The following is a 23,614-nucleotide window of genomic DNA, read 5'->3' as shown; positions in this document are numbered from 1 at the left end:
GGGAGATCAGACCTCAATTTTAAATAGTTATAGATAACCGGTAACGTGTAACATGTCGATAGATCCCAACTTCGAGGAGAACAGGGAGGTCGTCGACGAGCACGAGGGGCATGACGTCTGGGGGCCCGTGGACGAGCCGGAGCAGCTGGGGATACACGGCACGCACGTCGCGGTCGACTTCGACATCTGCCTCGCCGACGGGGCCTGCATCGAGGACTGCCCCGTCGACGTGTTCGAGTGGGTGGATACTCCCGGCCATCCCGAGAGCGAGATAAAGGCCGACCCGGCCAACGAGCCGCAGTGCATCGACTGTATGATCTGCGTCGACGTCTGCCCCGTCGACGCCATCGACGTCGACGCGGGCCGAGCCGGGCGGACCTGAGCCGGACGGACCTGAGTCAGGCGACCGACCCTCGGATGGCGTCCTGCCGGTCCTGCCCGCGTCCTTCGTCCCGGAATCGGAGTGAGGCGACGGTCGCCGTCACGAACGGGGGATCGAGTTCGCGCATATAACACGAACAACAATTAAGGAACCACCCGTCGGATCGAACACGTGGGGATGTAACAATGAACATGGTCGTTCTAACGAAAGGCGTTCCGGATTTCCGGGAGGGACAGGTCTCCTTCGACGAGGACGGACACCTCGAACGGGGAGAAACGCCGACGGTGATGAACCCGAACGACGAGCACGCGCTCGAGGCCGCGCTACAGACGAAGGTGCGGCAGGGCGGCACCGTGAGCGTGATGAGCATGGGACCGCCGGGCTACGGGGACGTCCTCCGCGAGGCGATGGAGTCGGTCTACGCGGACGACCTCTACCTGCTGTCGGACCGCGAGATGGCGGCCGCGGACACGTGGGCGACGGCGATCACGATCGCGACCGCCCTCGAGGAGATGGAGCCCTCGCCCGACCTCGTCTTCGCGGGCTTCAAGACCGCCGACGGGGAGACCGGACACACCGGGCCACAGACCTGCTGGGCGTACGGGATGCCGATCGTCACCCACGTCGTCTCCCTGGAGATCGACCCGGACGAGGAGCGTCTGCGCGCGAAGCGGCTCGTCGAGGGCGACATCGAGGAGATAGAGACCGTCGAGACGTCGCTTCCGGCGTTCGTCGTCGCTGATCCCGAGTTCGAGCCGTCCTACCGGCGGGCCGAACACCGCCTGCGTCACAGGGACCTCCGCGAGGAGACGCGGGAGCGCGCCGCGGACCACGAGGAGCACATGACGGTGTGGGACCACGCCGACCTCAACCTCGACCCGGACTACATCGGCCTCGACGGCTCCCCGACGGTCGTCTCCTCGGTCGATCCCATCCCGAAGGCCCCCGCCGAGCGCGAGGCCACGATGGTCGACCCCGAGCGCGACGAGGAGATGCGGCAGGTGTTCGAGGAGATGGCACCGCTCGCGGGGGGTGAGTGAGCATGACGGAACCGCCGCTCGACCCCGGCGAGTACACGATCCAGGAGCTGGGTCCCGAGATCCAGACCATCGAGGACGTCGACGGACTGCGGGCGATCCTGTCGGCCGAGGCGGCCGGCGAGAACCGCGCGGGAGCGAAAACCCTCATCGAGAGCCGGATCGAGAAGTTCACCGAGGACGAGGAGGAGGCCGGCGAAGTCGACCCGACCGAGATGACGGCCGCCGAGGTGGGTAACGCGCTTCAGGACATCGACGACCCCGACGAGCTGGAGCGGATCCGCGACGCCGAGGCGGCCGGCGAGAGCCGCGACAGCGTGCTCACGCTCGTCGACAATCGCCTCGACTCGGTACGCGGCAGCGACGAGGAGGCGACGGAGGTCGTCCCGCCGGAGGAGAAACACCCCGACCTCGACCACCCGACGGCGGACAAGCGACACGTCCGCGCGCTGGAGGACGGCACCTACGGGGACGTGTGGGTGTACTGTGAGACGCAGGCCGGCGAGCTGATCGACGCCTCCCTGGAGATGCTCGGGAAGGCGCGCGAGCTGATGGACGACTACACCGACGAGTACGACGCCGAGGAGAAGGTCGTCGCGGTGCTCGTCGGCGACGACGTCGTGGGCCACGCCGAGACGTGTATCGAACACGGCGCCGACGTGGTCGTCTACCACGAGGATGCCCGGCTGAGTCGGTTCCGGCACGAGCCGTACACCCGCGTGTTCTGTGACATGGCGCGCTGGGGCGGCGACCCCGGGGCGGGGGACCCCGACCCCGCGGAGTGGCGCGACTACGACGAGCCCCGGTACGTCCTGTTCCCGGCGACGCACAACGGCCGCGACCTCTCGGCGCTGGTACAGGCCGAACTCGACTCGGGGCTCGCGAGCGACTGCTCCGGGCTCTACATCGAGAACGCGGTCATCTCGAACCCCGCGAAGACCGGCGGCGAGGACCGCGAGTTCGAGCGCGTCCTCCACATGAAGCGACCGGACTTCAGCGGCTTCGAGTACTCGACGATCCTCTGTCTCGACAACCCGAGCCGCGAGTTCCACCCGCAGGGTGCCTCGGTCATCCCCGGGAGCTTCGAGACGCCCGAACCGGACCCCGAGCGGGAGGGGGAGGTGGTCGAACACGAGTTCGCCCTCGACGAGGAGTGGTTCCGCGTCGACGTCGAGGAGTTCGACCGCCTGGAGGGCGGCGTCGACCTGACGGGCCACGAGGTTATCGTCGCGCTCGGTCGCGGGATCGGCGCGGACCCGACGCGGGGGATGGAACTCGGTCTCGACCTGGTCGACGCGTTCGAGGACGCCGCACTGGGGATCTCACGGGGGATCGTCACCTCCTCCTACCAGTTCGAGGGCCACGTCGAGCGGTACGCCGCCGAGGAGCGGCAGATCGGCGAGACCGGCCAGGAGGTGGAACCCGACCTCTACGTCGCCGCCGGCATCAGCGGCGCGATCCAGCACAAGGTCGGAATGGACGAGTCCGACACCATCGTCGCGATCAACACCGACCCCGAGGCGGACATCCGCGACTTCTCGGACTACTTCATCGACGGCGACCTCTTCGAGGTCCTGCCGCGACTGACCGAGGCGCTCGAAAGCGGAGAGTTGGACGCCGAGGCCGTCGCCGACGGGGGTGAGACCGAATGACCGAACGCGAACGCTACGAGGCCGTCGTCGTGGGCGCGGGCCCCGGCGGCGCGGCGGCCGCGGCCGTGCTCGCCCGCAACGACGTGGAGACCCTCGTGTTGGAGCGGGGCGTCGAGGCCGGGTCGAAGAACGTCTCCGGGGGGCTCCTCTACGCCGAGGAGTCGGCTCCCTACGCCATCGACGACCTGTTCTCCGGGTTCCGGGAGGCGGCCACGGAGCGTCCCGTCACGGACTACTACCTCCACAACCTCGCTGGCGATCGAGTCGAGACGTTCGACATCACCGACCTCCACGAGCACGACACCGAGTGGTCGGACGCCGTCCTTCGCCGGAAGATGGACTCCTGGCTCGCCGAACGGGTCCACGAACTGACCCGCGAGACCGGCGGCGGGCTGCTCACCGGCGTCCGGGTGAACGGCCTGCTCCGCGAGGGAGGCGAGATCGTCGGCGTGACCTGCGACGAGCTCGACCCCATCGAGGCCGACCTCGTCGTCGCCGCCGACGGCGTGAACAGCGAACTCGCTCGCGACGCCGGGCTGATGGACTGGGAGGAGCCGGAGGAGTGGTTCCAGGGCGTGAAGGCGGTCGTGGACATGCCCGAGGGAGCGATCGACGACCGGTTCGGCCTCGACGGCGACGAGGGGGAGGCCCACCTGTTCTCCGGCGACCTCTTCGAGGACGTCCGCGGTGGCGGGTTCCTCTACACCAACGAGGGCACCCTCTCGATCGGCACGGTGTTCCACCTCGACAGCCTCGTCGCGGAGGAGGCCGAGCCTCACGAGCTGCTCGACGCGCTGCTCACGCATCCGCTTCTGGCCCGCTGGCTCGACGACGGGTACGAGGAGCTCGAGTACGCCGCGAAGCTCGTTCCCGACTCGAAGAAGGTCGCCCACCCCTCGCCACACGAGGGTCGCCTCGTTCTCGTCGGGGACGCCGCCGGGCAGATGCAGGCGCAGGGCCCGATCATCAAGGGAATGAACCACGCTGTCACGGCCGGCGCGCTCGCCGCCGAGGCGTTCTCTGAAGCGCGCTCGCGGAACGACCCGGACGCGGCGGGCGACCTCTACGAGCGGAAGCTCCGCGACGAGGGGGTGATGAAGAAGCTCTGTCCCCCGCGGTATCGCGCGGTTCGAGCGCTCGCGGAACACGATCCGGTCACGGACGTCCTGGACGCGGTGCTGGAGTCGCCGGTCGGACGGTTCGGCGTGCGGGCGCTCGGCGACCGTCTCGAGACGCTGTACGGCTCGCCGTTCCTCTCGATGATGGTGCCGGACACCCGGACGCCGTACGTGACCCTGCCGACGGTCATCGCGGAGGAGCTCGGCGAGCGGATCGGCGGGGAAAACGACGTGGATCCGCCGGACCTCGCCGATCGGATCGGCGACCTCACCTACGACGTCGACGTGGGCAACCCGCACATCGAGGTCGACGACGACTCCTTCGCGGCCAGCGGCGACGCCGTGACCGCCTGTCCGGTCAGCGCCCGCGACTTCGGCGGCGGCTGCTACCGCGAGGAGACGGTCCGGACGAACGGCGACGAGCGGACCGTCGTGAGTCTCGACACCCAGCCATGCGTCGAGTGCGGCACCTGCGCCGTCGTCGCGGACACCGACTGGGAACACCCCCGCGGCGGGAAGGGCGTCGAGTTCCGGCAGGGATGAGATGACGACCTCACAGTACGCCCAGCGGATCGCCGACCTGGCCGGTCGGGCTCGCGAGGAGCGGGAGTCGTTCGAACCCCCGGCGTCGCCACCGGCCGAGGAGCGCGGTCTCGAGTACCTCCGGAAGGGGCTCGGTCCGACGATCGCGGTGTACCTCCGGGCCCGCACGGGTGACGAGCACGTCCGACTCTCCGAGGTCGAGCTGTCGATGCTACAGGCGGCGGTGAACGACTGGCTGGCGCTGTATCTCCGGTGTCACGGCTCGCCTCGCGACCCCGACGTGACCGTTCGGGAGGCCGCGGAGCTGCTGGTCGAGACGCACAACGTCCGCGACACCGCCCAGCTGCTCACCGACGTCCCGCCGCGAACCGGACGGTAGTATTGGAAATTAAATATAATTTATAATTAAACATAAGTGAGGGTGCGTGGTAGTATCAGGCATGATCCGGGAAGTAGAACACAAGGACCGTCGAGACATCTACGAGTACGTCCAGGATCGGGGCCGCGTGGCGTACGAGGCGGCCCGGGAGGACCTGGGGTTCGATCCGACGCAGTTCGGACACCACATCACGATCCTGAAGCGTGACGGGCTGTTGCGGGAGGAGGGCGGCGAACTCGTGCCCGGCGTCGAGGACGACTTCGGGGGTGGGGCCGAAGAGGAGTTCGCCGGCGAGGCGGTGTCGTTCAACATCCGACCGGCGCGACAGCCCGACCTCTCGGGGCTCCTCGGAGTGATACGCGACGCCGTCGAGGACGGCAACGACGTCGTCGCGGAGAACATCGCGGACATCCTCGACGAGGAACAGGTGCTCTACCAGCAGGGCGGGGTGAAATCCCGCGTGTTCTTCGTCGCGACCGTGAACGGCGACGTGATCGGCTGGGTCAACATCAGCCATCCGGAGCTGGAGAAGCTGAGTCACACCGCGGAGCTCACGGTCGGCGTCCTCCCCGAGTACCGGCGAAACGGGATCGGGAGCCACCTCCTCGAACGCGGTCTCGAGTGGGCCGCCGATGAGGGCTACGAGCGGATCTACAACAGCGTCCCCTCGACGAACGAGGAGGCGATCGCGTTCCTCGAAGCGCACGGCTGGGAGGAGGAGGCGACCCGCGAGGGCCACTACCGCATCGACGGCGAGTACGTCGACGAAGTGATGATGGCCGTCACGCTCTGATCGCCCCCGGCGGCGGCGATCGACGCCCCCCGCGGGCCGTCTCGCGGCCACCGAGAGTCGTCCGGTCGCGGAGACGCCCCGCTCTGGACTCGCTCGCCCCGACAGCAAGCGAGCTTTTTCCCGTGTCCACCCTGATCTATTCTCAGTAATAGTATCTGAATTCATCACACATTCGTACGGCTCGAAACCCACCCTTCCGGCGATGTCGGAGACCGGAAACGCGGTCGATCCGGTTCGGGGCACCGTGTCGACGGCTGCAACCCACGTCGCCGGGGCGATGACCACGCTGGCGGTCGTCGACGGGAGGACGCCGAACGCCCCGGGACCGGATCCGCTGACGGTAGATTCAACCGTTCACCCTACGGAGGGGTTCCCAGTGAGCCGGGAACTCCTCGTCACGCTGTTCGGTGACCCCTTCGCGGTGATGAACACCGTCGGGCTCGTCGCGTTCGCGCTCGTCGGGTCCACGAAGGCGATCCGGGAGGACTTCGATCTCTTCGGGATCACCATCGTCGGGCTGGCGATGGCGTTCGCCGGCGGGGCGACCCGGGACGTCCTCGTGTTACGAACGCCGTTGGCGCTCCAGTCGCCGATCGAGATCGCGCTCGGGCTGTTCGGCGTCGCGCTGGCGATCGCGTTACAGGTCGTGCTCGCGGCGCCGGACACCCACCCGATCACGCTCGTGTCGGACGCGATCGGGCTCGCCGCCTTCGCCACCGCGGGGGCGATCGTCGCCACGGAGGCGGGCGTTTCCGCGTTCGGCGTCGTCGCGATCGCGACGATCAACGCCGTGGGCGGCGGCGCGTTCGCCGACCTCCTCCTCGACCGAGCCCCGTTCATCCTCTTCGAGGACTTCTACGCCAGCTGTGCCGTGCTGGGCGGGCTCACCTACGTCGTGGCGGGAGCCGTCGGCGTCGTCGGCAGCACCGCCGCCGCGCTCTGTGCGGCCGTCACCGTCGCGACGCGGCTCGCGGCCGTCACCTACGGCTGGGAGCTTCCCACGGCCGGGGAGATCGAACCGCCGACGCGCTGACTCGGCTACGCCGACGACGGGGTGCTCTCCGCGGGGTCTCCGCTCCCGTCGACCTCGCTCCTGTCGACTTCACTCTCGACGGCCTCGTCCCCGACGCTCTCGTCCTCGTCGGCGTCGCTCGCCTCGACCGGATCGCCGAACGCGTAGACGGTGTTGTGGCTCGTCACCTCGACGGTCAGGAAGTCCCCCACTTCGACCCCGCGGTCCGTCGCCCGCTGGACGATTATCTGCCGGTAGGCGGAGTCGCGACACTTCACGGAGTCGCCGGTACCCTCCTCGACGACGAGCACCTCGAACTCGTCGCCGATCATCGAGCCGTACGCCTCGCCGACGACCTCCATCTTCAGCTCCGACATCGCCTTCGAGCGCTCCTTTTTAACCGTCCCGCCGAGTCCCTTCATGTCCGCGGCGTCCGTCCCGGGTCGCTTGGAGAAGCGGGTGACGTTGATCTTCTCGGGGCGGACCTCCCGCAGGAGGTCCATCGACCGTTCGTGATCGGCGTCGCTCTCCGTCGGGAAGCCGACGATGAAGTCGGTCGAGAGCGTCCAGTGGTCGAGCCGGTCGTCGAGCGCCGCCACGACCTCCCGGAACTTGTCGACGCGGTGTTGCCGGCGCATGTCGGCGAGGACGTCGTCGGAGCCGGACTGTACGGGGGCGTGGATGAAGTCGTACAGCTTCTCGTTTCGCGCGAAGACGTCCGCCAGCTCCTCGTGGATGCCGTGGATCCCGCCGGGGTTCGCCATCCCGAGCCGGACCCGGAACTCGCCGTCGATGTCGCAGATCCGGTCGAGCAGTTCGGGCAGCTTCCGGTCGCCGGTGTCCCAGCCGTAGACGCCGGTGTCCTGTCCGGTCACGCGGATCTCCTTCGCGCCGGCGTGGACCAGCGCGCGGGCCTTCTCGACGTTCTCCTCGATCGGCGGGGAGTCGACGCGTCCGGTCGCGAACTTGGTGATACAGTACGAGCAGTTGCTCATACAGCCGCGCGCGATGGGGAGGATGCCGATGGTGCCGTCGAGGATCGGCTCCGTGTCGGGGGTGTGCGTGGGACACTCGCCGTTGAGGACGTGCTCCGGAACCTCGTCCCAGTGGAGCACCTCGGCGTCGATGCCGGCCTCGCGGAACTCCTCGCCCTGTGCCAGCGCCATACAGCCGGTGACGACGAGTTCGGCGGTTTGGGCTTCGAGCTCCTCGGCGCGGCGGAGCATGTTTCGCTCGGTCTTCTCGACGACCGTACAGCTGTTGAGGATGGCGACGTCGGCGTCCTCGGGACCGTCGGCCGGCCGGTGGCCGCCGTCCCGGAGGGCGCGTTCGATCGCGCGGCTCTCGCCCCGGTTGGACGTACAGCCGTACGTCTCGATGTGGTACGTCGCCATCGGTTACCCGTCATACCCGGCGGGCGGCCAAAAGGGCGACGGATCGGGGAGAAGCGTATCGAGTCGACTCCCCGGTCGCCGTCGCGTCGGTCAGTCCTCGGCGGCGACCGCGGACGGCGCGGCCCCGTGAGCGGACTCCGCCTCCACGGGGTCGGCCGGTTCGTACACGGAACGACGCGCGTCGGTGGGACAGAACCCCTCCTCGACGAGGTCGGCGTCGGCCAGCTTCTCGATCGCGAACCGGACCGTGCGCGTCGAGAGCCGGGTCTCCGCCGCGAGCCCCGTCTGGTCGAACCGTCCCTCGGCGTCGAGCACGTAGTACACGAGCTTGGCGCTCGGCGGGAGCGGTTCGAGCCGTTCGCGTACGTCGTCGTCCATACCGATCGGTGGGGCGAGCCGGCCATAACCGTGGTCCGGGTGTGCGCGAGCCGCGCACGTCCGATGATCGGGACTCCGGAGCCGCGATTCGGGCGAACCGCGGCGGCTATCGTTCGGTCCGGAACTCGAATCGGACGCCGTCCCCGTCCGCGACCCCGCTCTCGCCGACCGTCATCCGCCAGCCGTGTGCGTCGGCGATCTCACTGACGATGGCCAGCCCGAGACCGGACCCGCGGTCGTCGCTCGAGACCCCGTACTCCATCGCCTCGTCGGGATCGACGCCGTCGAATCCCGGGCCGTCGTCGGCGACGAAGAAGCCGTCCGACAGCGTCCCGACGGTCACGGTGACGCCCGGGCCGTCGTTCACTCCGTTGTTGCCGGGCTCCGGCCGACTGCCCGTGGAACCGTGTTCCACGCTGTTCCGGAACAGGTTCTCGAGGAGCGTCCGGAGTCGCTCCGGATCGGCGTGGACGGTCGTGTCCTCGCTTTCGACCTCCAGGACGGCACCGTCCGTGTCGACGGTCCCCCACGCTCCCCTCGCGGACTCGGCGAGCGAGACCGGCTCCGGGTCGTCGACCGTCCGCCCCTCTCTGGCCAGTTCGAGGAGGTCGTCTATCAGCTCGCCCATCCGTTCGTGAGCCTCCTCGACCAGATCGAGCTGCTCGTGGGCGTCCTCGCCGTCGATCAGCCCGCGAAGGAGCCCGAGCCGTCCGTTCGCGACGGTGAGCGGGTTCCGGAGATCGTGGCTCACCACGCCCGCGAACTTCTCGAGCCGGTCGAGCTCACGCTGGAGCGCGGCGTCGCGCTCGCGGAGCTGTTCGGTTCGCTCCGCCCGGTCGAGCGCGGCGGTCACGTTCGCGGCCAACACCCGCGCGAGCTGGACGTCCGTGTCACCGAAGAACGCCGGCTCCGGCGACCCGAGCGGCATCACGCCGTGGTCGCCGAGCGGCACGACGAGGAGGCTCCGGAGGTCGCCGTACTCGACCGCCGTCTCCGTCGCCGCGAGGTCGTCGACGACGATCGTCTCGCCGCGGTCGAACGCGTCCCAGATCCGCCCGTCGCCCGGACCGAACGGGGGTCGATCGCCGATCGCCGCGGTCGCCTCCTCGCTTATCGCCGTCGGACGGAGGGTTCCGGAGTCGGAGTCGTACAGCCGGACGCCGCTGTTCGGGAACCCGAGCGTGTCGATCGCCGTCCGCGACGCGATCCCGGCGACCTCCTCGCGGTCCTCCCCGTGGAACATCTCGCGGGTCGCCTCGTGGAGTCGGCGGAGGGTCCGTTCGACCCGCTTCTGCTCGTCGATGTCGGCGTACACCAGATGGAGGAGTATCCCGCCGTCACGCTCGGTCGGGATGGCGTTCAGGATGAAGTCGCGGACGCCCGAGACGGTCCGTCGCTCGACCTCCGTCCGGATCGAGTCGACGTCGGCGTCGAACCAGTCCGGCTCGATCGACTCGGCGCCCCCCGGAAGGGTGGCCGCACACATCTCCTCGTACGTGGCCTCGCCCGCGGCACGGCCGAACGTCTCCTCGAACGCCGCGTTCGTCTCGTCGAGCCGGCGGGTCCCGTCCTCGTCGATCACGAGCCGGGCGACCGGCGACGGGACGTTGTCGAAGAGCGCCGCGAGCCGGTCGCGCTCCGCGCGGAGGGCCCGTTCCGTCTCGATCTGTTCCATCGCCTCCGCGGCGTGTGCGGCGACCAGTTCGGCGAACTCCACGTCCCGCTCGTCGAAGGTGGCTTGACCGCCGGAGATCGCCTGAATGAGCCTGTATCTTCCGATCGGAACGCTGATAGCCGACTCGATGTCGTCCGCGACCGGGTCGGCGTCCGCCGACCTGCCGACCTCGTCGACCAGGTACGTCCGTTCCTCCGCCACGGTTCGGCCCGCGAGCCCCTCGCCGAACTCGAACCGCCGCACGTCGTCGTCCGTGACGCCCTCCGAGAGCGCCGCGGGATAGACGTACTCGCCGTCGCGTCTGGCCGTGAGACACCGGTCGAACTCGAGTACCTGCTCGGCAACGTCGACGACCCGCTCGAACACCTCCGCGACGGTGTCGGCCGAGGAGAGCTCGGTCGCGAACTCGTGGATCGCGGTCACCTTCCGGTTGACCTCGCGGAGGTCACACTTGACCCGTCGGCGCGAGAGCGCGTTACGGACGCGGTTCGCGAGCATTTCGTACTGGTCGGTGCCGCCACCCTTCTGGAGGTAGTCGGTGACGCCGGCGGAGATGGCCTCGCTCGCGATCTCCTCGCTCCCCTTCCCCGTGAACAACAAGAACGGGAGGTTCGGGTACTCCTCACGCACCCTTCCGAGCAGCTCCAGCCCGGTGGCCTCCGGCATGTCGTGGTCGCTGACGACGCAGTCGATCTGGCGCTCCCGGAGCAGTTCGAGCGCCGCCGGCGGCGACGTCGCCGTCACGGCCTCGACGCCGTCGAGGAGCCGATCGAGGTACGTCGCCGCGAGGTCCGCCGCGCCGGGCTCGTCGTCGACGACGAGGACGACCTTCCGGCGTTCCACCGTGCCGGCACCCGCGGACCGTCCGGTTCCGTTCCCCCCGTCGGACCCGTCCGGTCCGCCGGAACCGTCCCCGGGGCGTGGTTCCATACGGTCCGACACATCGTGTGTTTATTTGAACGTTTCGCGGAAGAATCAGGATCGATACCCGCAACGGGGACGGACGAGCGCTCCTAGAGGAAGCTCTCGACGTGGTCGGCGACCTCCTCGGGGGTGTCGCCGACGGGGACGCCCGCGTCGTTGAGCGCGTCGATCTTCGACTGGGCGGTACCCGTCCCCGAGCCGGAGACGATGGCACCCGCGTGGCCCATTCGCTTGCCCGGCGGGGCGGTGCGGCCGGCGATGAAGCCGGCGACCGGCGTGTCCATGTGCTCGCCGATGAACCGCGCGGCCTGCTCCTCGTCCTCGCCGCCGATCTCGCCGCACATCACGACCGCGTCGGTCTCGGCGTCGGCCTCGAACGCCTCCAGCGCGTCGATGAAGGAGGTGCCGATGATCGGGTCGCCGCCGATGCCGATGGCGGTCGTCTGGCCGATGCCGCGCTCGGTGAGGTTATCGACGACCTGGTAGGTCAGGGTACCCGAGCGGGAGACGAGCCCGACGTTGCCGTCGGCGAAGATGTTGCCCGGCAGGATGCCGAGTTTCGCCTCGCCCGGCGTGATGATGCCCGGACAGTTCGGGCCGAGCAGTCGCGTGTCGGTCTCGCCGAGACGCTTGTTCACCTTCGCCATGTCCTGGGTCGGGATCCCCTCGGTGATCGCCACGGCGAGGTCGAGGTCGGTGTCGAGCGCCTCGAAGACCGCGTCGGCGGCGAACGCCGGCGGCACGAAGATCACGGAGGCGTCGGCGTCCTCCGCCTCGACGGCCTCGTCCACGGTGTCGTACACCGGAACGCCGGCGGCCTCCTGGCCGCCCTTGCCGGGCACCGCGCCCGCGACGACGTTCGTCCCGTACTCGATCATCTGTTCGGCGTGGAACTTGCCTTCCCCGCCGGTGATCCCCTGGACCACCACGCGCGTGTCGTCGTCGACGAAGATACTCATTGGGCCACCTCCTCCGCGTTCCTCACCGCACGCTGGACCGCGTCCTCCAGCGTCTCCTCGACCTCGATCAGGTCGGTGTTCAGGATCTCCATTCCCTCCTCGGCGTTGGTCCCCGCGAGCCGGACGACGACCGGCTTCGGGATCTCGTCGAACTCGGCGAGCGCCTCGTTGATCCCCTTGGCGACCTCGTCGCCGCGGGTGATCCCGCCGAAGATGTTGAAGACGACGCTGTCGACGTTGGGGTCAGAGAAGACCATGTCGAGCGCCTGCGTGACGCGTTCGGCCTTCGCGCCGCCGCCGATGTCGAGGAAGTTGGCGGGCTTCCCGCCGTAGTAGTCGACCAGGTCGAGCGTGGTCATCACGAGCCCCGCGCCGTTGCCGATGATGCCGACGTTGCCCGACAGGCGGACGTAGTCGAAGCCGTACTCGCCGGCCTTGCGCTCGAGGTCGTCCTCGTAGGACTCCTCCGCCATCTCCGCGAGCTCGGGCTGGCGGAACAGCGCGTCCTCGTCGACGTTCATCACCGCGTCGGCGGCGACGACGTCGCGGTCGCCCGTGATCATGACCGGGTTGACCTCGATCTCCGAGGCGTCGCTGTCCTCGTAGAGGTCGTACAGCGTCGAGAGGATCGAGGCCACGTCGAGCGCCACGTCGGCGTCGACGCCGGCCTCGTAGACGACCTTGCGGGCCTGATACGGGTGGAGCCCGAACGCGGGGTCGACGTGCTCGCGCGCGATCGCGTCGGGGTTCTCCGCCGCGACCTCCTCGATGTCGACGCCGCCCTCCGTCGACACCATCAGGACCGGCTTCCCCTCGCCGCGGTCCATCGTCACGCCGACGTACAGCTCGTCGACGAAGTCGACGCCCTCCTCGACGAGGACCCGGTCGACGGTGTAGCCCTTGAGGTCCATCCCGAGGATCGCTCCGGCGTACTCCTCGGCCTCCTCGCGGTCGGTCGCGATCTTGATCCCGCCGGCCTTCCCGCGGCCCCCCACGTGGACCTGCGCTTTGATCGCGGCCGGGTAGCCGATCTCGTCGACGGCGTCGAGGACCTCCTCGACGCTCGTCGCCAGCCGGGAGTTCGGTACGGGGATCCCGGCGTCGGCGAAGATAGTCTTCGCTTGATGTTCGTGAAGTTTCATCCGTGTTAGATCGGTATCGACGGCGGCTTAAATGGTGCCGATTCGGCGCGCGCGGCGAGTACGACGCGGGACGGGAATCGGATGGGGGACGAGAATCCGACGGCGACACCGATCGACGACCGGGCCACCGGATTTATATTCTCACACGGAAGTATAGTATTAGATATTGACTTGCAGACAATGAACGGCTCAATCAGCGTCCTTCACGTCGACGACGAGGCGGGGTTCGCGGAGATGACCGCCACCTTTCTCGAACGGGAGGACGATCGCCTGGAGGTCGAAACGGCGACGAGCGCGGACGAAGGACTCGATCTGCTCGACGACGCCGAGTACCAGTGTGTCGTCTCCGACTACGACATGCCGGGAAGAAACGGGATCGAGTTCCTGTGTCGCATACGCGAGCGGTGGGTCGACCTCCCGGTCATCCTGTTCACCGGCAAGGGCAACGAGGAGATCGCGAGCGAGGCGATCTCCGCCGGCGTCACCGACTACCTCCAGAAGGGGTCGGGTACGGATCAGTACGAAATCCTGGCCAACCGCGTCACCAACGCCGTGAGCAAGCTCCGGGCCGAACGGCAGGTGGAGGAGGAACGCCGGCGGTTTCGGACGCTCTTCGATCGCCTCTCACAGCCGACCGTCGAGGTCGAGTACGAAGCCGGCGAGCCGATCGTGGAACGAGTCAACCCGGCTTTCGAGGAGACCTTCGGCTACGACGTCGACGAGATCGTCGGCGATTCGCTCGACGCGTACATCGTCCCCGAGGACAGAACGCAGGGAGCGAAACGGATCAACCGGCACGTCCAGGACGGCGGACGGCTTCACTCGGAGGCGGTTACACGTCGAACCGCGGACGGCCTCCGTCGATTTCTCCTTCAGAACGCCGTCTATGACGACGGTTCGGGCGGGTTCGCGATCTACTCAGATATCACCGAACGGGAAGAGATCGAGGATCCCGAACGGTGAGTCCCGGCCGTTCGGACGCATACCGGCCGGGGAGACGCGACCGAACGGCCGGCCCTCGGCTAGTCGGCCGACTCAGTCGTCGCCGAGGATGACGCGGTGGGTCATCGCCTCGGGGTCGAGCACCTCGTCGGCCTCCGCCTCGGTGAGGTACCCCTCGTCGACGGCGACCTCGCGGACGCTCTTGTCCTCGGAGAGCGCCTTCTTCGCCACCTTGCTCGCCTTGTCGTAGCCGATCGCGGGGTTCAGCGCGGTCGCGAGCGCCATCGACTGCTCGACGCGCGTCTCGCAGTACTCCTCGTTGGCCTCGAGCTTCGCGACGAAGCGCTCGCCGAACGTCTCGGCCGCGTTCGAGAGCAGTTCGGCCGACTGGAGGAAGTTGTGCGCGACCACGGGCTTGTAGAGGTTCAAGTCGATCTCGCCGCGGGCCGCGCCCGCGGAGACGGCGGCGTCGTTGCCGACGACCTGTTTGTGGACCTGGTTGACCGACTCGGCGACGACCGGGTTGATCTTGCCGGGCATGATCGACGACCCCGGCTGGTTCTCCGGCTGTTCGATCTCGCCCAGGCCGTTTCGCGGGCCGGAGGCGAGCAGCCGCAGGTCGTTCGCGATCTTGTTCATGCTGCCGGCGACGGTCCGGAGCGTGCCGTGTGCCTCCGCCATCGCGTCGTGGGCGGCCTGCGCCTCGAAGTGATCGTCCGCCTCGCGGAACTCCGTGCCCGTCGCCTCCGAGACGTACTCGGCCGCGAGCCCGGGGAACTCCGGGTGGGTGTTGAGTCCGGTCCCGACCGCCGTCCCGCCGAGCGCGAGCTCGCGCAGGTTCGACTGGACGGCCTCGACGCGCTCGATCCCCTTCGCGATCTGGGTGCGGTAGCCGCCGAACTCCTGGCCGAGCCGGACCGGCGTGGCGTCCTGGAGGTGGGTTCGGCCCGTCTTGACGACGCCGTCGAACTCGGCCTCCTTCGCCTCCAGCTCCGCGTGGAGCGTCTCCAGCGCGGGAACGAGGTCCTTCTCGACGGCCTCCAGGGCGGCCACGTGCATCGCCGTGGGGATCACGTCGTTCGACGACTGGCCGTAGTTGACGTGGTCGTTGGGGTGGACGACGCGGTCGCCGATCTCCGCGCCCGCGATCTCGGCGGCGCGGTTGGCGATCACCTCGTTGGCGTTCATGTTCGAGGAGGTGCCCGAGCCCGTCTGGAAGACGTCGACGGGGAACTGGTCGTCGTGGTCGCCCGCGATAACCTCGTCGGCTGCGGCGACGATCGCCTCCGCGGTGTCGTCCGCTATCAGGTCCAGGTCCCGGTTCGCCTGCGCCGCCGCCTTCTTCACGACGCCGAGCGCGCGGACGAACCGCCGCCCGAACCCGATCCCCGAGATCGGGAAGTTCTCGACGGCTCGCTGGGTCTGTGCGCCCCAGTAGGCGTCGGCCGGCACCTGCATCTCCCCGAGGCTGTCCTCCTCCGTGCGGTAGTCCTCACCCATGTCCCGACCTTCCCCGGAGACGGAGTAAAAACTACCCTTCTCGGTGGGGCCGCATCGCTTTTGTCGTCTCCCGTGGAAGGACGAACATGCGAGCCCACTTGCTCCTCGCCGCCGGAATCCTCGGGCTGATCGAGGCGGTCGCCCCCGGTCCGCTCGTTCGCGTGCTCACCCGCGTCGCCTACCGGAACGCCGAGGACGCGGAGCCGAAGCCGTGGGTCCTCACGGCCGCCCAAATCGAGGGTGCCGTCATCGTCGCCGGCGCGCTCGTCGGGCTCTTCCGGCTCGCCCGAACCGGCAGTTCGGAACCGGACCGACGTGACGACCCGTCGATCGAGTCTCGATCCGAGTGAACCGCCTCGGGATCACGTCTCGGTGATCCCCGTCGATCGCCCGAAGCGAGCCGTTCAACTGCCGTTTTCGCGGCGCGTCGTCGCGGGTCGGCACGCTTCGATCCCCCCGACCCGAAGATATATTTCACGTGACTGTCTTCCGTACTATCATGACCGAGCCCCTCCATCGGCCGGAGGCGGACCGGAACGAGCGGATCCGCGTCCTCCACGTCGACGACGATCGGGAGTTCACCGAACTCGTCGCCACGTTCCTCGAGCGCGTCGACGACGCGTTCTCGGTCCGGTCGGAGACCGCCGCCGCCGACGCGTTGGAGGCGCTCGAGACGGAAGACGAGCGGATCGACTGTATCGTCAGCGACTACGACATGCCGGGGGCCGACGGACTGGAGCTGCTCGAGACGGTCCGCGACCGCGACGTCGACGTCCCGTTCGTGTTGTTCACGGGAAAGGGGTCCGAGGAGATCGCGAGCGAGGCCATCTCCGCGGGCGTCACCGACTACCTCCAGAAGGAGGGCGGCACGGACCAGTACACCGTGCTCGCGAACCGCGTCCGAAACGCGGTCGATCAGCACCGGTCCAAACGGGCGCTGGCGGCGAGCCAGGACCGGCTCTCGCGGTTCATCGAGCAGTCGCCGCTCGGCATCATCGAGTACGACGAGACGTTCGAGATCGTCCGGGTGAACCCGGTCGCCGAGGAGATAACCGGCTACACGGCCGAGGAGCTCGTCGGCGGGACGTGGATGCCGATCGTCCCCGAAGCGGAGCGACGGCGCGTGGCGGAGATCGAGCGCGGCCTGCTCGCCGACCGTGGCGGCTATCGGAGCGTCAACGACAACGTCACCCGCGACGGCGAGCGGATCCGCTGTGCGTGGCACAACCAGGTGGTGACCGACGACGACGGCGAGGTCATCCGCGTCTTCTCACAGTTCGAGGACATCACCGAACGCGAGGAACGGAAACGCGAACTCGAGCGCACCAATTCGGTCCTCTCGACGGTGTTCGACACGCTCCCGCACGGCGTGCTCGTCGAGGACGCCGACCGTCGCGTCCTCGCCGTTAACCACCGACTGTACGACCTGTTCGAGATCGACGGGAACCCCGAGGAGGCGGTGGGAGCCGACTGCGAGCGGTTCGCGGTCGAGGTGAGCGACCGCTTCGTCGATCCGGAGGGGTTCGTGACCCGACTGAACGCGGTCGTCGAGACCGGGGAGCCGGTCTACGACGAGCGGCTGGCGCTCGACGACGGGCGGACGCTTCGGCGGACCTACCGGCCGGTCGACCTTCCGGGGGGCGACGGTCACCTCTGGCTGTATCGGCTCGGCGGGGACGGGGAGACCTCGGAGTGAGCGTGACGGCGGCTCCCGGTCGGGACCGTCGCTACAGGTCCGAGAGCCGGATCCCGTCGTCGACGAGCCGGAAGTTGCGCTCGCGGTCGAGCTCGCCGGCGAGCCACTCGTGTTCGTACAGCTGGCCGATCAGCTCGACGTAGAGGTTCCGCCAGGCGATCGCGTAGATCGGCGACTGCCCCCACGCGCGGAGTTCGGGCACGAACTCGTGGTAGGTGCTCGCCTGCTCCTCCATGCGCTCGATCGCGTCGACGACGACCGCCGCCGCCTCCGCTGGGTCGCTCCCGTCGATCTCCCCGTTCAACCGGGACTGGATCCCGGCGATCGCCCGCCGCATGTCCCGCTCCGCGGTCTCCTCGCCCTCCGGCAACGACTCGATGACCCCTCGCGGGACGCCTAACTCGATCTCGGGCATGCGACCGACTCAGGGGTGAACGGACAAAAAGACACGTCACTCGTCGGGTTCGCGGCGTTCGAAACTCAGGGCGTCGGCGCGGCCTTCTGAAGGGCGGTCTCGGCGACGTTCCCGCCGTAATCGGCCGACCGGAGGACGGAATCGACGACGAGTCCCAGGAGTTGCGCGCGCGTCGGGTCGAGCCCGCGGAGCAGCTCGTCGATGGCCCGCACGCGCTCGTCGATGGCCCGCACGCCGGTGCGCGCCTCGTTCGCCAGCCGGGTGGCCTCGTCGTTGTCCTCGGCGAACAGCGCGTCCATCGCCGTGTCGACCACCTCGACGGCGTCGCCGTGGAGGTCGTCGATGGCGTCGATCACGTCCTCGGGAAGCGGCTCCTCGATGTTCAGCGTCAGGTGGGCGATCTTGGTCGCGTGGTCGCCGATCCGCTCCAGCTGGCGGGCGCTCGAGTGGTAGTCGAAACACTCCTCGCGGGGGAGCCCGAGCTCCTCCGCGGCCTTCGGCGTCCGGAGCGTGGCGCGGAAGATCCGGGAGACGACGAGCCACAGCCGGTCGAGGTCGTCGTCGCGGCCGATCACGTCGCGCGCGAGGTCGTGATCGAGCTCCGAGAGCGCCGTGATCGCGTCCTCGAGCATCGACAACGAGATCAGTCGCATCCGGGTGACGGCGTTGTGGATCGACAGCTCCGAGGAGTCGAGCAGGTCCCGGATCACGACGCGGTCCCGCGTCTCCTCCAACACCTCGAGGCCGACGAGGCTCTGGACCGCCTCCCGGACCGTCGAGCGCTGTTCGGTGGTGATGTCCCCGCCGGTCAGCTCGATCACGTCGAACCCGCTGACGTACATCGTCGTCACCGCACGGGTGAGGTCCTGGCCGGTCAGGCCGGTGATCTCGAGGGTACCTCGGGTGCGTTCCTCCTCCGAGCGGGGCGTGAGAAAGAGCGAGTCGCCGTCCGGGTAGAACTCCACCTCGCTTCCGGCACCGACGTCGTTCTCGGTCGCCCAGGACTTCGGGATCGAGACCGTGTACGTCGAGCCGCCGGTGACTTGCACCTTCCGCGTTTCCATGCGATCGGATCGTGGCCGACCCGACTTAAGGCTGTGCTAAAATATATAGACGGGCGCAGTACGCCGAACCGATCCATGGGCCTCCTTACGTCGATATTGGTACCGTATCCGGACGTTGGGGATCGTTTTCGATCGAATACATAGTTCGAGACGGGATATATATGGTCGTTCGCGGTTCGTGGGCGATCGATCCGTTCATCGATCGATCCGTTCATCGATCCATCGTCTCCTCGATCCATCGTTTCGAGTCGCCCTCCGTGACTCGGCTCCGTGTGAAGGAGTGTCCTGGCGAGGGGAGTTGAGAAGAGTTAAATCGACCCCGTCGTAACGGGAGAACGCGCTCGGTTGGTGTAGTCCGGCCAATCATGTTGGCCTTTCGACGAACGCGGTACCTTGCCGTGCCGGTTCGGAAGACAGCCGACGACCAGGGTTCAAATCCCTGACCGAGCATTTCCTGGGGAACGACGTGACGAGCGGACGCGCAGCGTCGGGGATCTGAACCGGGGAGGAGCTCCGCTCCGACTGTGGTCCATTCCTGACCGAGCGTTCTGTCGGGATCGACCTCGAAGCCGCCGGCTTCGGTCCCGTCACGGACCGGAAGGACAAGAGTGAGGACCCCGGCCGCCGAGGGTGCACGCATGAGCGACGACGACCCAGCGGCGGACGGCGATGCCGACGCCGACGACTTCCGGATCGAGACCCGAGCGATCCACGCCGGCCAGGAGCCGGATCCGGAGACGGGCGCGCTGATGACGCCGATCCACGCCAACTCGACGTACGAACAGGACGCCCCGGGCGACCACCGCGGGTACGAGTACTCCCGGACCGGGAATCCGACCCGAACCGACCTCGAGGAGAACCTCGCGGCGCTGGAGTCGGGAAGCCACGCCCGCTGTTTCTCCTCCGGAATGGGCGCGATAAACACCGTCCTCAACCTCCTGTCCGCGGGCGACCACGTCGTCGCCGGCGACGACGTCTACGGCGGCACCCACCGGATCCTCACGCAGGTGTACGACGAGTACGACGTCGACACCACCTTCGTCGACACCACCGACCTCGATGCGGTCCGCGAGGCGATGGAGCCGAACACGGAGCTGGTCTGGGTCGAGACGCCCACGAACCCGCTGATGAACGTGAACGACATCGGCGCGCTCGCCGAGGTCGCCCACGAGGGCGACGCGCTGTGTGCGGTCGATAACACGTTCGCGACGCCGTACCTCCAGCGCCCGCTCGAACACGGCGCCGACGTGGTCTGTCAGTCGCTCACGAAGTACCTCGGCGGCCACTCCGACACCATCGGCGGGGCGCTGATCGTCGACGACGCCGACCTCGACGAGCGGATCGGCTTCTACCAGAACTCGGTGGGCGCGACCCCCGGCCCGTTCGACGCGTTCCTCGTGCTTCGGGGAACCAAGACGCTCCCGGTGCGGATGGACCGCCACTGCGAGAACGCCGCCGAACTCGCGGAATGGCTGGACGCACACGACGACGTGAGCCGCGTGTACTACCCCGGTTTGGAGTCACACCCGCACCACGACCTCGCCGCAGAACAGATGGACGACTTCGGCGGGATGCTCTCCTTCGAGTTCGACGGCACCCTCGAGCAGGCCTCGACCGTCGTCGAGGAGACCGAGGTGTTCACGCTCGCGGAGTCGCTCGGCGGCGTCGAGAGCCTCATCGAGCAGCCGGCCGCGATGACCCACGCCGCCATCCCCCGCGAGGAGCGGCTCGCAGCCGGACTCAGCGACGGTCTGATCCGGGTCTCGGTCGGCATCGAGCACGTCGACGACATGAAGGCGGACCTCCAGCGCGCGTTCGACCGCGCGCTCGAGTAGGCGTCGCCGGTATCCCCGCTGTCGCCGCCGCTTCCGGGGACCGGCGGATCCGTCGGTCCGCCTCCGGCGGTCACTCGACGTCGACGTTCTCGAGCCCCTCGGTCCGTCGTTCGAGCGTGTCGCTGTGGTTCTGGGCGACGGCGGAGCCGATCGCGCCGATGGCGCCGCTGCCGTCGATCCACGAGACGCTGCCGTCCTCCTCGAGGAACCCGAAACGGCCGTTCGCCTCGTCGATGACGAGCACGCCGGCGAACAACCCCTCCGTTCCCTCGGCGACCGTTACCTCGTAGCCCTGTTCCTCGAGCTGGTCCCGGTAGCGCTCCATGCGCTTCCGGAGCGACGTTCGGTGGTCGGTGCGTAGCGGATCGAAGTACTCGTCGAGCGGTGGGTCGTTCTCAGTCATCGTTTCCGTGGGTCTCGGTGTCGTCGTTCTCGTGATCGTCGCCCGGTTCGGGATCGCCCTCGTCACCGTGGTCGGGACCCGTTCCCACCCCGGTCGATCGGAGGAGGTCCAACCCCGAGAACACGTCGGGGTCGAACGGCAGGAAACCCTCCTCCTTCGCCGGGGGGCGGGTCGAGGACGGGCCGTCGTCGGCCGCACGGGCGTCGTCCCGACCGTCCGGGTCGTCGGCTTCGGAGCCCGGAGTCTCGTCCTCCGCTCGAGATCCGGTCTCATCCCTCGATTCTCGTCGTTTCCTCTTCCGCTCCTCCTCCCGTTTCTCCTGTCGTTCCTTCTCCCGTTTCTCCTGTCGTTCCTTCTCCCGTTTCCTCTTCCGCCTCTCCTCCCGCTCCGCTTCCTCCTCACTCCGTCGACCCCCCTCCCGTTCGGGCGGTTCGTCACCGCGTGTGGGAGGTGACGACGATTCGGGATCGTCGTCCGGCTCGTCGTCCTCGGGGGACGAGGGCTTCTGGATCGGGAAGTGGACGTCGATCGCCTCCCTTCCTCGGCGCTTCGAGTCCGACTCGGGAAGGTCGCCGGCCTCCAGCATGTCGTACACCTCGAGGTCGACGTCGATCACGGTGTCGTCGCCCGGTTCGGATTCGGTGACCACGAGCTCCGTTCCGTCCTCGGTCTCGCGTGCCTCGAGTCCGAGATCGAGCGTCACGGAGAGGTCGGCCGCGTGGTAGACCGGGACACTGGCGTCCTCGGGGAGCCGCCCCGCACGGATCATCCGGAGGAGTCGCCGCTGGCCGTTGATCAACGCGAGCGTCTCGGCCTCCGCGGCCGCGTCGTACACCGCCGCGAGGTAGCTGTCGAGCGTCGTCATTCTCGTGAGCTCTCGTCGACGCGTGCCGTCTCGTCGAGGGTTGACACGTCTTCACGCGACACGGCCTCACGACCCTTCACGGCCTCGCGCCGGTTCGCCGGGCCACGCGCCTCGCGGATCGCGCCGTTCGCCGTCCGCTCGAGCATCTCCATCCCGGTCGACCGGCTCTCGATCTCGGCGACCATCCGAACGTCGAGGTCGAACTTCGCCTTGGTCTTCCGGGAGAAGGTGGTCTCCTCCGACGCCGGCGACACCCGGAGGCGGCTCGGCGCGAGCGTCGACAGTCCCGATCCGCCCGTCGACTCCGAGTCCTCCTCGCCCTCCTCCGTCTCGGTGTCGACGATCTTCGCGGAGAACTCCTGTTCGATCTCGTGGACGACGAGTTCGGGCACGGAGAGAAACAACAGGATCGGCACCGTGAGATGTCTGGTGACCTGCCGCTCCTCGCCCGTGTCGGGGTCGACCTCGGCCTTCCGGTACTCGAAGGAGACCGTCACCAGCTCGCCGTCGTCGAACGCGACCTCCCGGATCAGCGAGAGCGACTCGGACTGCGCCTGGATGCTGGCCTCGACGGCCGCGACGAGCGGCCCGGAGAACAGCGACGACAGCGGGAGGTCCGCGAGGGTATCGGTTCCGTTCACTGTTCCTCGTCAGTTCCCGTTTCCGTTGCCGTTGCCGTTCCCGTTCGAGGAGTCGTCCGCGATGGTCTGTTCGAGCGCGCCCATCAGCCGGTTGACCCCTTCCGGCGGCTCGACCGACTCCGCCTCCACGTGAACGGTCTGGTCGTAGGTCCGCTCGACCTCCTGTCCGCGGGACGTCGAGCGCTTGTAGCTCACGTTGACCTCGGACTTGGTCTTTCCCTGGAGGAACCCGAGGTTCGCGCTCGCCTCCGTCTCCCGTTGGTAGCCGAACTCGAACTCGCTCGACTGCTCGAACGACTCCACCGAGTTCAGCTTGACGTTGAAGTCGATGGTCACGTTGCTGACCTCGAAGTACGGGATGTTCAGGAGCAGCAGCAACGGGACCGAAAGCGAGCGATTTTCGGTGATCTCGTTGCCGTTCTCGTCGACGGTTCGCTTCTGGTATCCGAAGTCGACCGTCACCGGCTCCGGATCGCCGACCGTCGGATCGGTGAACCCGACCGACTTGATGAACTCCGCCGCCGTCATCGAGGCCTTCGCGTTCGCCTCCACGGCGGCTCGCAACGGCGTTCCGATCACCTCCTCGTACGGGATGTTCCCCAGTTCGGCCGCGAAGTCTGGATTGGGCATAGCTAACGGTTGCCACATTCGTATCAAGACACTAAGTTTTTTCGGCGAATCACGTGGAAAATCATCGATAGGTGAAGTGGAATAACGCCTCACAGCCCCGGTTCGACTCGATACGCCGGACGTCACCGACGGAACGATACCACCCCGACGGCACGGTCCGGGCGTCCTCGAGGGCTCGCGGTTGCCGACCCGCCCGCGGCCGCAGTACGCAGGCTTTTGGGGGACGTCGTCGAAA

At 68.0% G+C, this 23,614-nt stretch carries 23 protein-coding genes and 1 tRNA gene; 12 read left to right on the top strand and 12 right to left on the bottom strand.

The features are described 5' to 3' along the window. Window positions 1–52: 52 nt before the first annotated feature. The 7 genes from EAO78_RS03720 to EAO78_RS03690 all read left to right on the top strand — a co-directional run bounded on the left by EAO78_RS03720 (window position 53) and on the right by EAO78_RS03690 (window position 6,937). Window positions 53–382 (top strand): 4Fe-4S dicluster domain-containing protein, encoded by a 330-nt coding sequence (locus EAO78_RS03720; protein WP_122104497.1) that lies wholly within the window; start codon window positions 53–55, stop codon window positions 380–382. A 185-nt stretch (window positions 383–567) separates the two neighbouring features. After that, window positions 568–1,422: an electron transfer flavoprotein subunit beta/FixA family protein gene (locus tag EAO78_RS03715; protein WP_122104496.1), complete on the top strand. Its 855-nt coding sequence runs from the start codon at window positions 568–570 to the stop codon at window positions 1,420–1,422. Window positions 1,423–1,424: 2 nt separating this feature from the next. Beyond that, window positions 1,425–3,071, top strand: a complete 1,647-nt coding sequence (locus EAO78_RS03710) for an electron transfer flavoprotein subunit alpha/FixB family protein (protein ID WP_122104495.1) — start codon at window positions 1,425–1,427, stop codon at window positions 3,069–3,071. Next, complete coding sequence (locus EAO78_RS03705) at window positions 3,068–4,732, top strand: FAD-dependent oxidoreductase (RefSeq protein ID WP_122104494.1); 1,665 nt, start codon at window positions 3,068–3,070, stop codon at window positions 4,730–4,732. Before EAO78_RS03710 ends, EAO78_RS03705 begins: the two co-directional genes overlap by 4 nt. A gap of 1 nt (window position 4,733) precedes the next feature. Next, window positions 4,734–5,111, top strand: coding sequence for a hypothetical protein (locus EAO78_RS03700; protein WP_122104493.1), 378 nt, complete (start codon window positions 4,734–4,736; stop codon window positions 5,109–5,111). A gap of 61 nt (window positions 5,112–5,172) precedes the next feature. Further along, window positions 5,173–5,904: a GNAT family N-acetyltransferase gene (locus EAO78_RS03695; protein WP_122104492.1), complete on the top strand. Its 732-nt coding sequence runs from the start codon at window positions 5,173–5,175 to the stop codon at window positions 5,902–5,904. 424 nt (window positions 5,905–6,328) lie between these two features. Continuing rightward, complete coding sequence (locus EAO78_RS03690; protein WP_122104539.1) at window positions 6,329–6,937, top strand: trimeric intracellular cation channel family protein; 609 nt, start codon at window positions 6,329–6,331, stop codon at window positions 6,935–6,937. Between the two features lie 5 nt (window positions 6,938–6,942). Here EAO78_RS03690 and EAO78_RS03685 read toward each other — a convergent pair whose 3' ends face one another. From EAO78_RS03685 to sucC, 5 genes are all read right to left on the bottom strand, one after another. After that, the gene (locus tag EAO78_RS03685) at window positions 6,943–8,310 is read right to left on the bottom strand and encodes a tRNA (N(6)-L-threonylcarbamoyladenosine(37)-C(2))-methylthiotransferase (protein WP_122104491.1); all 1,368 of its coding nucleotides are present in this window, start codon (window positions 8,308–8,310) and stop codon (window positions 6,943–6,945) included. 90 nt (window positions 8,311–8,400) lie between these two features. Next, window positions 8,401–8,688 carry a helix-turn-helix domain-containing protein gene (locus EAO78_RS03680; RefSeq protein WP_122104490.1) on the bottom strand — a complete coding sequence of 96 codons (288 nt, stop codon included), beginning with the start codon at window positions 8,686–8,688 and terminating at the stop codon, window positions 8,401–8,403. 106 nt (window positions 8,689–8,794) lie between these two features. Continuing rightward, a complete protein-coding gene (locus EAO78_RS03675; protein WP_122104489.1) occupies window positions 8,795–11,293 on the bottom strand; it encodes a GAF domain-containing protein in 2,499 nt (832 codons plus the stop codon). Between the two features lie 83 nt (window positions 11,294–11,376). Then, on the bottom strand, window positions 11,377–12,246 hold the full coding sequence (gene sucD, locus EAO78_RS03670) for a succinate--CoA ligase subunit alpha (protein ID WP_122104488.1): 870 nt from the start codon (window positions 12,244–12,246) through the stop codon (window positions 11,377–11,379). Next, window positions 12,243–13,388 (bottom strand): ADP-forming succinate--CoA ligase subunit beta, encoded by a 1,146-nt coding sequence (gene sucC / locus EAO78_RS03665; RefSeq protein ID WP_122104487.1) that lies wholly within the window; start codon window positions 13,386–13,388, stop codon window positions 12,243–12,245. Before sucC ends, sucD begins: the two co-directional genes overlap by 4 nt. A gap of 180 nt (window positions 13,389–13,568) precedes the next feature. On the opposite strand from sucC, the gene EAO78_RS03660 reads away from it, so the two are divergent. Next, entirely contained in the window at window positions 13,569–14,351 is a 783-nt protein-coding gene (locus EAO78_RS03660; RefSeq protein WP_122104486.1) for a response regulator, read from the top strand. A gap of 72 nt (window positions 14,352–14,423) precedes the next feature. Here EAO78_RS03660 and EAO78_RS03655 read toward each other — a convergent pair whose 3' ends face one another. After that, entirely contained in the window at window positions 14,424–15,830 is a 1,407-nt protein-coding gene (locus EAO78_RS03655; protein WP_122104485.1) for a class II fumarate hydratase, read from the bottom strand. Window positions 15,831–15,916: 86 nt separating this feature from the next. Between EAO78_RS03655 and EAO78_RS03650 the strand changes: the two genes are divergently transcribed. Both EAO78_RS03650 and EAO78_RS03645 read left to right on the top strand, forming a co-directional pair. Further along, on the top strand, window positions 15,917–16,180 hold the full coding sequence (locus EAO78_RS03650) for a hypothetical protein (RefSeq protein WP_122104484.1): 264 nt from the start codon (window positions 15,917–15,919) through the stop codon (window positions 16,178–16,180). A 149-nt stretch (window positions 16,181–16,329) separates the two neighbouring features. Further along, complete coding sequence (locus EAO78_RS03645; RefSeq protein ID WP_122104483.1) at window positions 16,330–17,526, top strand: PAS domain-containing response regulator; 1,197 nt, start codon at window positions 16,330–16,332, stop codon at window positions 17,524–17,526. A gap of 31 nt (window positions 17,527–17,557) precedes the next feature. On the opposite strand, the gene EAO78_RS03640 is transcribed toward EAO78_RS03645, so the two are convergent. Together EAO78_RS03640 and EAO78_RS03635 are read right to left on the bottom strand one after the other, a co-directional pair. Then, entirely contained in the window at window positions 17,558–17,941 is a 384-nt protein-coding gene (locus EAO78_RS03640; RefSeq protein WP_122104482.1) for a hypothetical protein, read from the bottom strand. Window positions 17,942–18,006: 65 nt separating this feature from the next. Continuing rightward, window positions 18,007–19,005 carry a phosphate signaling complex PhoU family protein gene (locus EAO78_RS03635; protein ID WP_122104481.1) on the bottom strand — a complete coding sequence of 333 codons (999 nt, stop codon included), beginning with the start codon at window positions 19,003–19,005 and terminating at the stop codon, window positions 18,007–18,009. 339 nt (window positions 19,006–19,344) lie between these two features. On the opposite strand from EAO78_RS03635, the gene EAO78_RS03630 reads away from it, so the two are divergent. Continuing rightward, a tRNA-Glu gene (locus EAO78_RS03630) sits at window positions 19,345–19,455 on the top strand. A 188-nt stretch (window positions 19,456–19,643) separates the two neighbouring features. Beyond that, window positions 19,644–20,840: a cystathionine gamma-synthase gene (locus EAO78_RS03625; RefSeq protein WP_122104480.1), complete on the top strand. Its 1,197-nt coding sequence runs from the start codon at window positions 19,644–19,646 to the stop codon at window positions 20,838–20,840. A 70-nt stretch (window positions 20,841–20,910) separates the two neighbouring features. Here EAO78_RS03625 and EAO78_RS03620 read toward each other — a convergent pair whose 3' ends face one another. The 4 genes from EAO78_RS03620 to EAO78_RS03605 are packed head-to-tail and all read right to left on the bottom strand — an operon-like array spanning window position 20,911 to window position 23,379. Beyond that, complete coding sequence (locus EAO78_RS03620; RefSeq protein WP_122104479.1) at window positions 20,911–21,243, bottom strand: hypothetical protein; 333 nt, start codon at window positions 21,241–21,243, stop codon at window positions 20,911–20,913. Next, complete coding sequence (locus EAO78_RS03615; RefSeq protein ID WP_122104478.1) at window positions 21,236–22,108, bottom strand: hypothetical protein; 873 nt, start codon at window positions 22,106–22,108, stop codon at window positions 21,236–21,238. Before EAO78_RS03615 ends, EAO78_RS03620 begins: the two co-directional genes overlap by 8 nt. After that, a complete protein-coding gene (locus tag EAO78_RS03610; protein ID WP_122104477.1) occupies window positions 22,105–22,749 on the bottom strand; it encodes a DUF2589 domain-containing protein in 645 nt (214 codons plus the stop codon). The genes EAO78_RS03615 and EAO78_RS03610 overlap by 4 nt, the downstream gene beginning before the upstream one ends. Before the next feature lie 9 nt (window positions 22,750–22,758). After that, window positions 22,759–23,379, bottom strand: coding sequence for a DUF2589 domain-containing protein (locus tag EAO78_RS03605; protein WP_122104476.1), 621 nt, complete (start codon window positions 23,377–23,379; stop codon window positions 22,759–22,761). Window positions 23,380–23,614 lie beyond the last annotated feature (235 nt).

Origin of the sequence: Halobellus captivus (assembly GCF_003697845.1) — an archaeon.
GTDB classification, from domain to species: domain Archaea; phylum Halobacteriota; class Halobacteria; order Halobacteriales; family Haloferacaceae; genus Halorubrum; species Halorubrum glutamatedens.
This window is presented reverse-complemented; position numbering and strand designations above follow the sequence as displayed.